The sequence below is a fragment of the Mycobacterium sp. Root135 genome, assembly GCF_001426545.1.
Classification (GTDB): domain Bacteria; phylum Actinomycetota; class Actinomycetes; order Mycobacteriales; family Mycobacteriaceae; genus Mycobacterium.
This window is the reverse complement of sequence record NZ_LMEZ01000001.1, coordinates 679421-694726: the sequence shown is the minus strand read 5'-3', so window position 1 is coordinate 694726 and position 15306 is coordinate 679421. Positions and strand designations below refer to the sequence as shown.

Annotated in this window: 6 protein-coding genes; 5 read left to right on the top strand and 1 reads right to left on the bottom strand. The window is 68.2% G+C overall.

What is annotated here, in order from left to right; all coding sequences use genetic code 11:
• Positions 1 to 69 precede the first annotated feature (69 nt).
• From pks2 to ASD37_RS03340, 4 genes are read left to right on the top strand one after another with little or no spacing between them, the layout of a single operon-like run.
• On the top strand, positions 70 to 6369 hold the full coding sequence (pks2, locus tag ASD37_RS03355; RefSeq protein WP_056548047.1) for a type I polyketide synthase: 6300 nt from the start codon (positions 70 to 72) through the stop codon (positions 6367 to 6369).
• Positions 6370 to 6428: 59 nt separating this feature from the next.
• Entirely contained in the window at positions 6429 to 7919 is a 1491-nt protein-coding gene (locus ASD37_RS03350) for a condensation domain-containing protein (protein WP_056548045.1), read from the top strand.
• A 6-nt stretch (positions 7920 to 7925) separates the two neighbouring features.
• The gene (locus ASD37_RS03345; protein WP_235567959.1) at positions 7926 to 9302 is read left to right on the top strand and encodes a hypothetical protein; all 1377 of its coding nucleotides are present in this window, start codon (positions 7926 to 7928) and stop codon (positions 9300 to 9302) included.
• Complete coding sequence (locus tag ASD37_RS03340; RefSeq protein ID WP_056548041.1) at positions 9299 to 10624, top strand: hypothetical protein; 1326 nt, start codon at positions 9299 to 9301, stop codon at positions 10622 to 10624. The genes ASD37_RS03345 and ASD37_RS03340 overlap by 4 nt, the downstream gene beginning before the upstream one ends.
• Here ASD37_RS03340 and ASD37_RS03335 read toward each other — a convergent pair.
• The gene (locus tag ASD37_RS03335; protein WP_056548039.1) at positions 10617 to 11885 is read right to left on the bottom strand and encodes a glycosyltransferase; all 1269 of its coding nucleotides are present in this window, start codon (positions 11883 to 11885) and stop codon (positions 10617 to 10619) included. The two genes, ASD37_RS03340 and ASD37_RS03335, sit on opposite strands and share 8 nt — an antisense overlap.
• 254 nt (positions 11886 to 12139) lie before the next feature.
• On the opposite strand from ASD37_RS03335, the gene ASD37_RS03330 reads away from it, so the two are divergent.
• Positions 12140 to 15286, top strand: a complete 3147-nt coding sequence (locus ASD37_RS03330) for an RND family transporter (RefSeq protein ID WP_056548037.1) — start codon at positions 12140 to 12142, stop codon at positions 15284 to 15286.
• The last annotated feature ends 20 nt before the right edge of the window (positions 15287 to 15306 follow it).

The following is a 15306-nucleotide window of genomic DNA, read 5'->3' as shown; positions in this document are numbered from 1 at the left end:
GGGCCGACGTCTTCGTGCAGCACAGCCGGGTCGGGAGCCTTGGTTCGTTCGTTTGAGAGGGTGAAGTAAGTGGCAGAGACACCGGTCTCCCCAGTCGCCGTGATCGGCATGGGGTGCCGACTTCCCGGCGGCATCGACTCGCCCGCGGGTCTGTGGGCTGCGTTGTTGCGCGGCGTCAACGCGGTGACGACGGTACCGCTGGATCGCTGGGACGCCGAGGAGTACTTCGACCCGGAGCCCGGCGTGCCAGGACGGTCCGTCTCCAAGTGGGGCGCGTTCATCGACGACGTCGCCGGATTCGACGCCGACTTCTTCAACATCAACGAGCGCGAAGCCATCGCCATCGACCCCCAGCAGCGCCTCCTTCTGGAGACCGCGTGGGAAGCCGTCGAACACGCAGGCATCGACCCCGCCACCCTCGCGAGCTCCCTCACGGGCGTCTTCATGGGGATGACCCACCAGGACTATCAGCTGCTCGCAGCCGACGCCAACGCCGTCGAGGGCCCGTACGGGTTCACCGGAAGCAACTTCAGCTTGGCCTCGGGGCGCATCGCGTACCACCTCGGCGTGCACGGTCCCGCCTTCACGGTCGACTCCGCCTGCTCGTCGAGCCTGCTCGCCGTGCACATGGCGTGCCGCAGCCTGGACGACGGCGAGAGCGACATGGCACTCGCCGGCGGCGTCTCCATCATGTTGGAGCCCCGGAAGATGTCCTCCGGCTCGGCGCAGGGCATGTTGTCCGCGACCGGTACCTGCCACGCCTTCGACGTGCACGCCGACGGCTTCGTCTCTGGCGAGGCGTCCGCAGTGCTCATGCTCAAGCGCCTGGACGACGCGCTCGCCGACGGTGACAACGTGTTGGCAGTCATCCGCGGAACGGCGGCAAACCAGGACGGTCACACCGTCAACATCGCCACCCCGTCGCGGGACGCGCAGACCAAGGTCTACGAGGCAGCCCTGGCGGCCGGTCACGTCGACGCCGCCACCATCGGCATGGTCGAGGCTCACGGCACCGGAACGCCGGTCGGCGACCCGATCGAATTCGCCAGCCTGGCTGCCGTCTACGGCAAGTCCGGGCCGGTTGCGCTCGGATCGGTGAAGACCAACTTCGGGCACGGCCAGTCCGCATCGGGCGCGGTCGGGCTGATGAAGGCGATTCTGTCGCTGCAGCACGGCGTGGTGCCGAAGAACCTGCACTTCACCGCGATGCCGGACGAGATCGCCAGCATCGAGTCCAATCTCTTCGTCCCGACCGAGGAAACGCCGTGGCCGGTCGAGGGCGACCACCCGCGGCGCGCCGCCGTGTCGTCCTACGGCCTGTCCGGAACGAACGTGCACGCCGTCCTCGAGCAGGCCCCCGCCGCCCAGGCGACCCGCACCGTCGACTCGACGACGACACCCGAGCTGGCCGGACCCAAGCTGTTCCCGCTGTCCGCCACGACGCCCGAGGAGCTGCGGCGCACTGCAGGCAGGCTGGCCGACTGGGTCGAGAGCCAGACCGACGAGGGTTCCCAGACGGACCTGTCCGACCTCGCGTACACGCTCGCCCGCCGACGCGCTCATCGACCGGTTCGCACCGTGGTCCTCGCGAACGACCAAGCCGAGCTCGTCGCCGAACTCCGCCGCGTCGCCGACGGTGACGACCCGTACGAAGCCGCGGTCGGCAAGGGCGACCGCGGCCCGGTCTGGGTGTTCTCCGGGCATGGGTCGCAGTGGGCGGGCATGGGATCGGCCCTCCTCGCCTCCGAACCGGTGTTCGCCAAGACCGTCGCAGAGATCGAACCGCTGATCGCCGCCGAATCCGGGTTCTCGGTCACCGAGGCCATGACCTCGGACGACGTCGTGACCGGCATGGACAACGTGCAGCCCACCGTGTTCGCCGTCCAGGTGGCGTTGGCCGCCACGATGAAGTCCTACGGCGTCGTGCCCGGCGCGGTGATCGGCCACTCGATGGGTGAGGTCGCCGCCGCCGTCGTCTCCGAAGCGCTCTCGCTGGAGGACGGCGTCAAGGTCATCTGCCGCCGGTCCCGCCTGATGGCCACCCTCGACGGGTCCGGCGCCATGGCGTCGGTCGAGCTGCCCGCCCAGCAGGTGCTCTCCGAACTCGCGGCGCGTGGCGTCAACGACGTCGTGCTCTCGGTCGTGGCCTCCCCGCAGTCCGCGGTGGTCGGTGGCGCCAAGGAGTCGGTGCGCAAGCTGGCCGCCGAATGGGAAGCGCGCGGCATCATGGCCCGCGAAATCGCCGTCGACGTGGCCTCGCACTCCCCGCAGGTCGACCCGATCCTCGACGAGCTGACCGAGGCGTTGCAGGACATCGAGCCGAACGAGCCGACGGTGCCGTACTACTCGTCGACGCTGTACGACCCCCGCGACCCCGCCGACTTCGACGCCTACTACTGGGCCGACAACCTGCGCCACGCGGTCCGCTTCGCCGCCGCCGTGCAGGCCGCCCTCGAAGACGGCTACCGCGTGTTCGGCGAACTCTCGCCGCACCCGCTGCTCACCTACGCGGTGGACCAGAACGCACGCAGCCTCGACGTCCGCCTCGCCGCCGTCGCAAGCATCCGCCGCGAGCAGGAGCTTCCCCATGGGCTCCGCGGCTTCGTGGCCGCCCTGCACGGTGCGGGCGCCGCGGTCGACTTCGCCGCCCTGTGGCCGGTCGGCGCGCTCGTCGACGCGCCCCTTCCGACGTTCAACCACCCGCGTCTGATGCTCACCAGGGACGGGCAGGAGCAGGGCACGTCGACCCTCGCCGTCCATCCGCTGCTCGGCGCGCACGTCCGGCTGCCAGAAGAGCCGGAGCGCCACGTGTGGCAGTCCGACGTCGGCACCGACGCGCAGCCGTGGCTCGCCGACCATCAGGTGCACGGCGTCGCGGCGCTACCCGGCACCGCCTACTGCGAAATGGCGATCGCCGCGGCCCGCACCGTCCTCGGTGAGGCGTCGGAGGCACGCGACCTCGTGTTCGAGGAGCTGCTGCTGCTCGAGGGGCACACGCCGATCTCCGCCGTGGCGTCGCTCACCTCGGACGGCGTCACCGACTTCCAGGTGACGACCCGGCTCGAGGGTCAGGAGGTCCGACGGGCCTCCGCGGTGCTCCAGACGGTCGACGAGGCACCCGAGAAGGCCGCCTACGACGTGGCCGCCCTGCTCGCCGACCACCCCGTGGAGCTGACCGGCGCCGAGATGCGCGACTGGTACGACGCCAGGGGCATCCAGTACGGGCCTGCGTTCAGCGGCCTGACGGCGGCTCACACGACCCAGGGTCCTGGCGGCTCCGTGCTTGCCGCGGTCGCGCTGCCCGGCTCCATCCGGTCGCAGCAGGGCGCGTACGGGATTCACCCCGCACTCCTCGACGTCTGCTTCCAGGCCGTCGGCGCGCACCCCGATCTTCACACCGACCACACCGGCACGTTGATGCTGCCGTTGGGCGTGCGGCGACTGCGGGTCCACTCGTCGACGCGCAACGCCCATTACTGCTACGTGCAGCTGGTCAACGCCAGCGCCGGGTCGGTCGAGGTCGACGTCGAGGTGCTCGACGAGCACGGCGCCGTGCTGCTGACCGTGGGAGGCCTTCGCCTCGGCACGGGCGTCTCCGAGCAGGGACTGCGCCACAAGCGGCTCAACGAGCGGCTGCTGACCATCGACTGGCGGCGCCAGGAAACGCCGGCCACCGACGTGGTCGGACACGGGCACTGGCTGCTGATCAGCACCTCCGACGAGTCCGACATGCTCGCCCACCAGCTGGCCGACGTGCTGAAGGCCGGCGAGGCCGACGTCACCGCGATGACGTGGGGCGCCGACGGCGATCCCGCCGCCAACGCCGACTTGCTGCGCCGGACCCTCGTCGCCCGCCCCAGCGCGGGTGTCGTGGTGGTGCAGGATCCGCGCTCGGCCGACGCCGACGTGGTCGCCGACGGAGCCGACCACGTGCGTCACCTCGTGCGCATCGCCAAGGTGCTCCCGGACGTCGCAGGCGAGCCGCCGCGACTGTTCGTCGTCACCAGGGGTGCGCAGACCGTGCTCCCCGGCGACCTTCCGAACCTCGCCCAGGGCGGCCTGCGTGGCCTCGTCAGGGTCATCGGGATGGAACAGCCGCGGATGCGGCCCACCCAGATCGACGTCGACGACGCCACCGACGTCAGGCTGATCGGCGCCGAGCTGCTCTCGCTGTCCGACGAGGACGAGACGGCGTGGCGCGACGGTCACTACTACACCGCCCGGCTCAACGTGACGCCGCTGCAGCCCGAAGAGCGTCACAGCACCGTGGTGCACCCCGACCGTGACGGGATGCGACTGCAGATCCGTACGCCGGGAGACCTTCAGTCGGCCGAACTGGTCAGCTACGAGCGGACGGCACCTGGGCCCGGCCAGATCGAAGTGGCGGTCTCCGCGTCGAACCTGAACTTCGCCGACGTCCTGGTCGCCTATGGTCGCTACCCGTCGTTCGAGGGACGCATGCCCCAACTGGGTGCGGACTTCGCCGGTGTCGTCACCGCCGTCGGCGCCGGGGTGACGGACCACGAGATCGGCGACCGCGTCGCGGGCATCTCGGCCACCGGTGCGTGGTGCACGTTCGTCACTTGCGATGCGAACCTCGCGGTGCGCATCCCCGGTGACCTGCCGGACGCCACGGCCGCCGCCGTGCCAAGTGCGCACGCCACCGCGTGGTACTCGCTGCACAACCTGGCCAGGATCAGCTCCGGCGACAAGGTGCTGATCCACTCCGCCACCGGTGGAGTGGGACAAGCCGCGGTGGCCATCGCCCAGGCCGCCGGTGCGGAGATCTACGCGACCGCCGGCAGCCCTGAGCGTCGAAAGATGCTCAACGACATGGGCGTTGCGCACGTCTACGACTCGCGCAGCACCAAGTTCGCCGACGAGATCCGGCGCGACACCGACGGCTACGGCGTCGACGTCGTGCTGAACTCGCTGCCGGGTGCCGCGCAGCGGGCCGGTCTCGAGCTGCTGACCTTCGGTGGCCGCTTCGTCGAGATCGGCAAGCGAGACATCTACGGCGACACCAAGATGGGGCTGTTCCCGTTCCGCAGGAACCTGTCCTTCTACGCCGTCGACCTCGCGCTACTGACCCTCGTCGCACCCGACACGCTGCGCGGCCTCCTCGAGGTCGTCTACCAGCAGATCGCCGACGGGACGTTGCCGCCGCCGCAGACCACGCACTACCCGCTTGCCAACGGCGCCAACGCAATCCGCGCGATGGGTGCTGCCGAGCACACCGGCAAGCTGGTGCTCGACGTTCCGCGCACCGGTCAGTTCGCCGCCGTCGTGCCCGCCGAGCGGGCGCCTGCGTTCCGTGCCGACGGCGCGTACGTCGTCACCGGTGGACTTGGCGGCCTCGGCCTGTTCCTTGCCGAGAAGATGGCGGCGTCCGGATGCGGGCGCATCATCCTCAACGGCCGGTCCGCGCCGAAGCCGGAGACGCTGCGCGTGATCGAGCGGCTCCGTCAGTCGGGCACCGAGGTCGAGGTCGAACTCGGTGACGTGTCCGATGCGACGACGGCCGCCCGCATGGTCGCCGCGGCGACCGCCACCGGGATTCCGCTGCGCGGTGTGCTGCACGCGGCGGCAGTCATCGAGGACGCCACGCTCGGGAACATCACCGACGAACTGATCGACCGGGACTGGGCGCCGAAGGCATTGGGCGCGTGGCGACTTCACGAAGCCACCGCAACCTCTCCGCTGGACTGGTTCTGCTGCTTCTCGTCGGCCGCCGCCATGGTGGGCTCGCCGGGGCAGGGTGCCTACGCGGCCGCCAACAGCTGGTTGGACTCCTTCGCGCGGTGGCGACGCGCCCAGGACCTGCCTGCACAGGTGGTGGCGTGGGGTGCATGGGCCCAGATCGGCGCCGGCCAAGCCATGGCCGACAACGACGGCATGGCCATCGCCCCCGAAGACGGTGCGTATGCCTTCGACACCCTGATGCGTCACACCCGGGTGTACAGCGGGTACGCGCCGGTCGCGGGTGCGGCCTGGCTGACCGCGTTCGCGCAGACCAGCCCGTTCGCCGAGGCGTTCGCCTCGATGGGACAGGATCGTTCGGGGTCGAGCGAATTCCTCGAGGAGTTGCGCCTGTTGCCGCGCGAGGAGTGGGCCGCTCGCGTGCGACGCTTGATTTCCGAAGAGATGAGCCTCATCCTTAGACGTTCGGTCGACGCTGACCGACCGCTGTCGGAGTACGGTCTCGACTCCCTCGGCACGTTGGAGTTGCGGACTCGGCTGGAGTCCGAGACCGGCGTGCGGATCGGCTCGACCGACGTCACGACGGTGCGCGGGCTTGCCGAACGGCTCAGCGAGTTGATCGCGATCGACCTCGACGTCGACTCCGCCGTGCCTGCGGTGTCGCCATGACCATCGAATCAGCGCCGACGACGTCGCTCACCGAAGTTTCAGGACCAGGGGAGAGATAGATGGTTGCGATCAAGGCGATCCACGACTGGATTGGAACATCCGGTGACGTGGTGTCGTGGCACCCCTCGCCCGCAAGTCGGGCCAAGGTGCTCAAGGCGCCGGTGAGTGCAGTGCCGCCGAGCTATCAGCAGGCACAGCACATTCGGGGCTATCTGGACCACATCTCCAAGGGCACCGACATGGCGCGGCTCAACATTCCCGCGTGGGACATGCAGGGGCAGTGTGACCTGCGGGCGATGTCGCACGTCATCAACGCCTACCTGCGCCGCCACGACACCTACCACAGCTGGTTCGAGGTCGCTGACGGCGGAGAGATCGTCCGGCACACCGTCGACAACCCGCGCGACGTCAACTTCGTGCCGACCAAGTACGGCGAGATGACGGCGACCGAGTGGCGCGAGCACGTGCTCGCCACACCCAATCCGCTTCAGTGGGACTGCTTCTCGTTCGGCATCATCCAGCGCGCCGACCACTTCACCTTCTACATCAGCATCGACCACGTGCACACCGATGCGATGTTCATGGGTTTGGTGCTGGTGGAGATTCACATGATGTACGCCGCCCTGGTCAGCGGTGCCGGTCCGATTCCCCTGCCGACGGCGGGCAGCTACGACGAGTACTGCGTGCGGCAACAGCAGCTGTTGTCCAACCTCACGCTGGAGTCGCCCGAGGTTCGGGAGTGGATCCGCTTCGCCGAGTGCAACGACGGCACGCTTCCGCACTTCCCGTTCCCACTCGGCGATCCGCCATGGTCCAAGACCGGCGATCTGCTGACGGTGCGGTTGCTGGACAAGCAGCAGTCGGAGCGGTTCGAGGCGGCCTGCACCGCGGCGGGCGCCCGTTTCATCGGCGGCGTCTTCGCCTGCGCCGCAATGGCACAGGAGGCGCTCACGGGGTCGACGGACTATCACGTGATCACGCCGATCACGACCCGGTCGACGCCAGAGGAATTCCAGACCACGGGTTGGTTCACGGGTGTGGTTCCCGTCTCGGTGACGGTCGACCCCAAGAACTTCGGCGACACCGCACGGGCGGCGCAACGCTCGTTCGACAGCCGGATGCCGCTGGGGCCCATCCCGTTCGACCGCGTGCTCGAACTGGCCGACGGCGAACTGGGACTGCGCCCGCCGACTCCCGGCGTGCCGATGGTCTCGTTCCTCGACGCCGGCCTGCCCCCACTGTCGGCGAGCATCATCGCCGAGTGGGAGCGGATGAACGGCAGGGTCTTCAGCGACGCACGCTCCGCCTACCAGATCGGGTTGTGGGTCAACCGCGGCGAGCGGGAGACCTCGGTCACCGTGGCGTTCCCGGACAACCCGATCGCCCGCGAATCCGTCGAGCGCTACCTGGCGGCGATGACCGCGGTCTACCTCGGCGTCGCCGACGGCGCCGTGGTGGCACCTGCCCGCGCTCACGTGCGGCACGGGGAGGCAGTGCGCCGCAACAGCGTTCGCGACCGCGAAGCAATGTTGCCGATGGCCAAGGGCTGACCAACGGTGTCGCCGGAGATTGAGGCGGAGACTCGGCCACCCGCCGAGCCCCTGCTCGACTACGTCGACCAGGCGTTGTTCCTCGGCCTGCGCGCCACCGGGCAGTCCGCGGCGATGCAGATGGTGTGGGTCTACGACGATGCGCCGGACTGGGACGAGCTGCGACGGTTCCACCAGGACTTCGGATTCGGGCTGGTGGGCCGGCTGATCGAGCCGTCGGTGCTGCCGTTCGGGCGGCACCGGTGGGTGTCCGCACTCGGTCCCGCGGCACCGCTCGACGTGGCGACGACACCCCTACCGCGTGCCGAGCTCAGCGACTGGATCGACGAACGGGCACAGCTGCCGATCGACCCAGAGCACGGCCCTGCCTGGCACATGGCCGTGCAGCCGCTCGACGACGGGGCGACGGCGGTCACCCTGGTCGGATCGCACTGCATAGGCGACGGTGGGGCGGCCTTCCTGTCGGTGTTCGAGGCGGTGATGGGAGCCCGGCGGGATCTGGGCTATCCGCTGCCCAAGTCCCGAACCCGGCGCCAGGCCCTCGCCGCCGACGCCCGTCAGACGCTGAGCGACCTGCCGGAGGTCGGTCGGACACTCGTCGCGGCAGGCAAGTTCCTCAACGCGAAGCGTCGGGGCGCGACCAAGGCGGCCGCGCCGAGCCCGAAGAAGCCCGTCGTCGCCCGTCCCGACGAGACGGTGATCGTGCCGGCCATCTCGGCGTTCGTCGACTTGGCGCAGTGGGATGCGCGCGCCGAAGCGCTTGGCGGAAACGGGCATTCGCTGCAGGCAGGCCTCGCGGCGCGGCTGGCCGTGCACCAGGGCCGAGCGCTCGCCGCCGACGGAACGGTGGGGCTGATCGTCCCGATCAACGACCGCACGTTGGAGGACACCAGGGCCAACGCGGTCAAGCTGGCCTATGTCCGCGTCGACCCGACCCACGTCGCGAAGGACCTGACCGACACCCGCACCGCGGTGCGGGAGGCGCTCAAGGTCATGCGGGAGAAGCCGGACGAGGCGCTGGCCCTTCTGCCGCTCAACCCGTTCGTCCCCAAGGTCGCCGTCCGGCACACGGCGGACCTTGCCTTCGGGTTCACCGATCAACCGGTGTCGAGCTCCAACATCGGCGATCTGCCCGTGCAGGTCGCCAGCCCCGGCGGCGCGCCCGCGCAGCAGGTGATGCTGCGGGGCATCGACCAGCACATCACCCGCGGGGTGCTCGAGGAACGCAGTGGACTGTTGACGGTCGTGTCCGGACGATTGGACGGCAAGGTCACGATCACCGTCGTCGGCTACCAACCGGGCGTCGAGAACACCAAGCAGGCGCTGCGGGACCGGTTGGCGGCCGTCCTCGAGGAGTTCGAACTCACCGCGGTGATCGTGTGACCGAGCGGTTGGCCTACATCGACCAGGCGACGTTCCTGTCGATGCAGGCGAACGACAACCGCTCGCAGTTGGTCCAATACGTCTGGGTGTACACCCATCCCGTGGACGAGGAACGGTTGCGGCGCTTTCACCGCAACGTCGGGTTCGGGTTTGCCGGACGGTTGATCGAGCCGTCGATCCTGCCGTTCGGCAGGCATCGCTGGGTCGCCGCGACCGGACCCGCCGCCCCCCTCGACGTCGACGACGCGAGGGCGCCGGGGGAGTTGGGAACCTGGCTCGACGAACGGTCCCAGCGGCGTGTCGACCCGGTCGACGGGCCGGGATGGCATCTCGGGGTGCTGCCGATGACCGACGGCACGACGGCGGTCACGCTGGTGGCGTCACACTGCCTCATGGATCACGGTGCTGCGGTGAGCACGCTGACCGACGCGATCGACGACGCCCCTCGCGACTTCGGCTACGGCGAGCCGCACGCGCGGACCCGGCGAGCGGCGCTGGCATCCGATCTTCGGCAGGTGGGTCGCGACCTCCCCGAACTGGGCCGCACCGTCGTCACCGCGGCGAAGTACGCCTACCGCAGCCGCAAGGAGATCTCCGCGTCCCGGCCGCTGGCGGTGACGGGTGGCCCCGACGGTCCGCTGGTGCTGCCCACGGTGTCGGCCGTGGTGGACCTGGGGGATTGGGACGCCCGTGCCAGTGACCTTGGCGGCACGGGGTATTCGCTTCTCGCGGGCATCGCCGCCGTGCTCGGCGACCGAATGGGCCGGGCCAGACCGGCCGACGGCGCCGTCACCCTGATGATCGCGTTGAGCGATCGGGACGGCCGCGACGATCGCCGCGGCAATGCCATGCAGATCGCCTCGGCGACGGTCGACCCCAGCTCGGCGACCACGAACCTGACGGCAGCCAGAGCGGCCGTGCGAGAAGCACTCTCGGCACTGCGCGACGGGCACGACGACAAGCACGCGCTCCTTCCGATCACCCCGTTCGTGCCGATTCGCGCCGTCCGGCGCACGGCCGACGTCATATTCGGCGACCTCCCGGTGTCCTGCTCCAACCTCGGGGACGTGCCGCCCGCGCTGTCCCGCGTCGACGGCACCGAGGCCGAATACATGCTGTTCCGGCCCGTCGACCAGGGCGTGACACGTGCCGCCCTCGAGCGCGCCGGAGGTCAGCTGGTGGTGGCAGCCGGACGCATCGCCGGTCACGTCTCGGTCAACGTCGTCGGTTACGAAGTGGGCGCCGAGAACACCCGTGACTGGCTTGCCGACAAGACGGTTCGCACACTGAGCGACTTCGGGCTCAAGGGCACCATCATCTAGGCCGGCCGGCGTCGGCCGCAGCCTCCAACAGGTCGGCCGCCCTGGCCGCCGCATGTGTCGGTGACGTCATTCGCGTCGCCGCCTCACGGGCACGGTCCTGGTATTCGGGCGTCAGAGCCGTCCGCAGCGCCTTGGTCAGTGAGCGGGCGTCGGTACTCGAGAAGCGCCGGGCCACACCCACTTTGAGGCGGTTCACCTTGCCCGCCCAGACCGGCTGATCGGCCGACACCCAGAGGACGACGGTCGGCACACCCGAGCGCACGCTGGCCGCCACCGTGCCCGCGCCGCCGTGGTGAACGACCGCCCGGCAGGCCGGGAACACCTTCGAATGGTTGACCGCGCCAACGAGCCGGACGTGGTCGGCGACCGGAGTGCCAGCCACGTCCCACACACCGGTGCTGATCACCGCCCGCTCGCCGAGTTCGGCGCACACGGCGGTGATCATCTCGATGGCGGCGGCAGGATCCTCGACCGGCATGCTGCCGAAGCCGAAGTAGATCGGTGGCGTCCCGCCGGCCATCCACGCGAGCAATTCCTCGTCGCCCGGGGTGGGCAGCTCCAGAGACAGCGATCCCACCAGCGGACGAATCCCGTGCCACTCCTCGGTGAGACCGGGGAAGAACACCTCGTCGTAGGCCTGGATCTCCAGGGCACCGCCCTCGACGATGCGCCGAATGGCACGCACCCTGGCCCGCGGCAGACCCAACGCGTCGCGCTGGGCATTCTCGGCCTGGCTCAACACCTTCCAGTGCGCCCATTCAACGGTCGACCAACCGGTGTGCAGCACCGGCCGGGGGAGCGGCACGGGCAGCACCTGGGCGTTCTCGCGGCAGGGGAAGTAGTGCAGCGCGGCAAGGGGGAGGTTTGCGGCCTCCGCAACGTTCGCCGCGACTTCCTGGTAGGTCGTGCCCGTCAGGATCAGATCAGCGCCGTCAGCGAGCGTCGACAACGTCGTGCTCATCTCGGCCCACCCCTCGGTGACGTAGTCGCGGCTGCGCCGCAACACCGTCATCGGGTTCTGCAGTTTCCACCAGTCCTTGAAGATGTCCGCCTCGAGTTGCTTCTGCGAATCGACGCCGTAGGTGGCGGCCGGTCCCAGTCCGACACCGTCGACGAACCGGACCAGATTCGGTGGCACTGCCAGCCGTACTCGATGGCCGCGGCGGGTTAGCTCGAGGGCGAGGGCAGCACACGGTTCCACGTCGCCGCGCGTGCCGTGCACGGCGATCGCAAAGGTCTTCGGCGTTGCGACCTCAGGCATGAGTCGAATTCATCCAAAGGTACGAATTGTCGCTGCTTTCAAGGGCTACTTTGAATTCAGGCACGAGCACACATGATTACAGCACGACGGGCACGCCTGCGTTGCTGCCAGTGGCGGTTGTAGCAACGTAACCGAGCTCGGGTGGTTGCTGGGCGGTGTAACCTCACATGGTGTTCAGCCGCGCCGACATCCGTGGCGCCTCTGTCCATGGGGCGTTCGAATCGTTAGGTCGATTCGTCGTTCGGCGACCCGTGATGATTCTGGGCTCGTGGCTCGTCCTCCTGGCTGCGTTGTTCATTCTGATCGATCCGCTGTTCACGGTGGCGCAGAAGAAGCCACCGGATCTGCTGCCGAAGGATTCGCCGATCCTGGCGTCCACGGAGCTCATGAAGAGCGCCTTCAAACAGGCCGACGGTGGCAACGTCGCGGTCGTCGTTCTCTCGAGTGACCACGAACTCGGCAAGCCGGAAGAGGACGTCTACCGGCGGGTGGTCAGCCGGCTCAAGGAAGACACGGAGAACGTCAAGTCCACCCAGGACTTCGTGACGATCCCCGAACTTCGCGAAGCGATGACCAGCAAGGACAAGAAGGCCTGGACCCTGCCGGTCAGCATCGCCGGCAACATGGGAACGGCCAAGGGGCAGGCGGCCTACGGCAAGGCGCTCAAGGCGGTGAACGAGGCCGCGGAGGGTTCGAGTCTCAACGTCAACGTCGTCGGTGCGTCCGCGACGTTTGCCGACCTCAACGAGATCGGCGTCAAAGACCAGGCCATCATCGAGATATCCACCGTGGTCACGATCTTCAGCATCTTGATAATCGTGTACCGCAACCTGGTCGCGATGCTCATGCCGTTGATCACCATCGGCGTGTCGATGGGTGTCGCGCAGCAGGTGGTGGCGGGCCTTGGCGAAGTGGGTCTGCCGCTGGGGCCGCAGACCATCGTCTTGATGACCGGCATGATGATGGGCGCCGGCGTCGACTATGCGGTGTTCCTGTTCAGCCGATATCAGGAGTGCATTCGAGATGGGATGGGCTCCGACGACGCCGTGGTCGCCTCGATCGCCACGATCGGCGAAGTCGTGGCCGGATCCGCGGCGACCGTTGCCCTGACCTTCATGGGCCTGTCCTTCGCGACACTTGGCGTGTTCCTGACCGTTGGCCCGTCGCTGTCCGTGACGATCTTGATCGCGGTGTTCGGCGCGCTGACGATCCTGCCTTCGCTCATGGTGCTGGCGGGCCGGCGCGGCTGGATAAAGCCCCGCAAGGACATCACGGGGCGCTTCTGGCGCCGCACGGCGGTTCAGATCGTCCGCAAGCCAAGGATTCACCTGGTCGCCAGCCTGGTGGTGCTGCTCGCCCTCGCGGCCTGCACGTCGATGATCAAGTACAACTACGACGACCGCAGGAACCTGCCGGACGACGCCCCGAGCAACCTCGGGTACGAGGCGTTGACTAAGCACTTCCCCGTCAGCGCCACCATGCAGCAGTTCATCATGGTGCACGACCCGGACGTCGACCTTCGGTCGCCGAAGTCGCTGGCCGATCTCGAGCAGATGGCGCAGCGCATCAGTCAGGTGCCGGGCATCGACCTGGTGCGGGGCATCACCAGACCCACCGGCGAGATGCTCAACGAAGCCAAGTCGACCTATCAGGCCGGCGAGGTCGGCAGCAAGCTCGCCGACGCGTCGGGGCTCATCGCGACCAACGACCAGAACCTCAATTTGCTGGCAGGCGGCGCGCATCAGCTGGCGGACGTCAACAACCAGATCCGGCTCCAGATACTCGGCTCGATGGGGTCGATTCGCGAGGTGTTCCAAGGGCTGCTCGAGATCAAAAAGGCCATGGGTGACGACGTCACCTTCGACGACCTTGAAAAGAAGGCCGCCATCCTGGCCAACATGAACACCGTCGGTGACTCCCTCGGTCAAAGCCTGGACACGGTCACCACCGCCTACGACTCGTCACGGTCGATGCTCGTCGTGTTGAACGGCAGCATGGCGTGCAACATCGACCCGGCATGTGTGTCGTCGCGCGCGGAACTGCAGCGCAGGGTGGACGGCTACAACCCCGGCGACATCGCCTATCTGAAGGCACTCAGCGCCGGATTGAAGGAAACCAAGGGCACCGACCGGCTCGACGACACCATTCGCAAGGTCGGCACCAACCTGGAGCGCGCCTTCAACGGCCTGCAGCAGCTTGGCATCGAAGACGAAAGCGATCTGGACCGCAAGCTCGGCGAACTGCGCCAGGGCGCGAACAAGCTTGCCGACTCCAGCAAACAGCTTGCGGACGGCGTCCAACTGCTGGTCGACCAAACTCGGAAGATCGGCGGTGGCCTCGACCAGGCGTCGGGCTTCCTGTTGGCGATGAAACGCGATGCGTCGGATCCTGCGATGTCGGGCTTCTACATTCCGCCGCAGATCTTGACTCAGGCCGAGTTCAAGAAGGCCGCCCAGCTATTCGTCTCCCAGGACGGTCACACCGTCAGGTACCTGGTGCAGACGGCGCTCAATCCGTTTGGCGTCGAGGCCATGGACCAGGTCGACGACATTCTCACCGCAGCCAACAGCGCGCGTCCCAACACGAGCCTCGAAAACGCCAAGATCGACATGGTCGGCTTCTCGGCACTCAACAACGACATCCGCAACCACTACAACTCGGACCTGAACTACATCGTCATCATGACGCTGGTAGTCGTGTTCCTGATCCTGGCACTCATCCTGCGGGCGATCGTGGCACCCCTCTACCTGGTGGCGTCGGTGGTGCTGTCGTTCCTCTCCGCCATGGGCATCGGCGTGGTGTTCTTCCAGTTCATCCTGGGTCAGGACATCTACTGGAGTGTCTCCGGGATGGCGTTCCTGGTGTTGGTCGCGGTCGGGGCCGATTACAACTTGCTGCTCATTTCCCGCATCCGCGACGAGGCCAAACTCGGAGTGCCCTCAGCGGTGATCAGGACCGTCGGGGCCACGGGCGGCGTCATCACCTCGGCGGGGTTGATCTTCGCCGCGTCGATGCTCGCGCTCACGGTGAGCAGCCTCGCCACGGTCGTGCAGTTGGGCTTCGTGATCGGCGTCGGCCTTCTGCTGGACACGTTCATCGTGCGCACGATCACCGTGCCCGCCATGGCGGTGTTGGTCGGCGACAGGAACTGGTGGCCATCCAAGACTCCGCGTCAACTACTCGAAGCGATACGGCGCAGCGCCGCCCAGCAGTCGGCCGCCGCCGCCGCGGACCAGGCATGGCTCGACGAACATGGTGACGACGACACCGGCCCGATCCTGAGGAGCCGCGACACCATCGACGACGATGACGACGACGGTTTGGCCGACGAGACCGACCAGTACTCCGTCGCCGTTCATGCTGCCGGGTCGGTCACCCACGCGTGGGACCGCCGAGACTGAGTTCGTCTGCCGGTCCAACG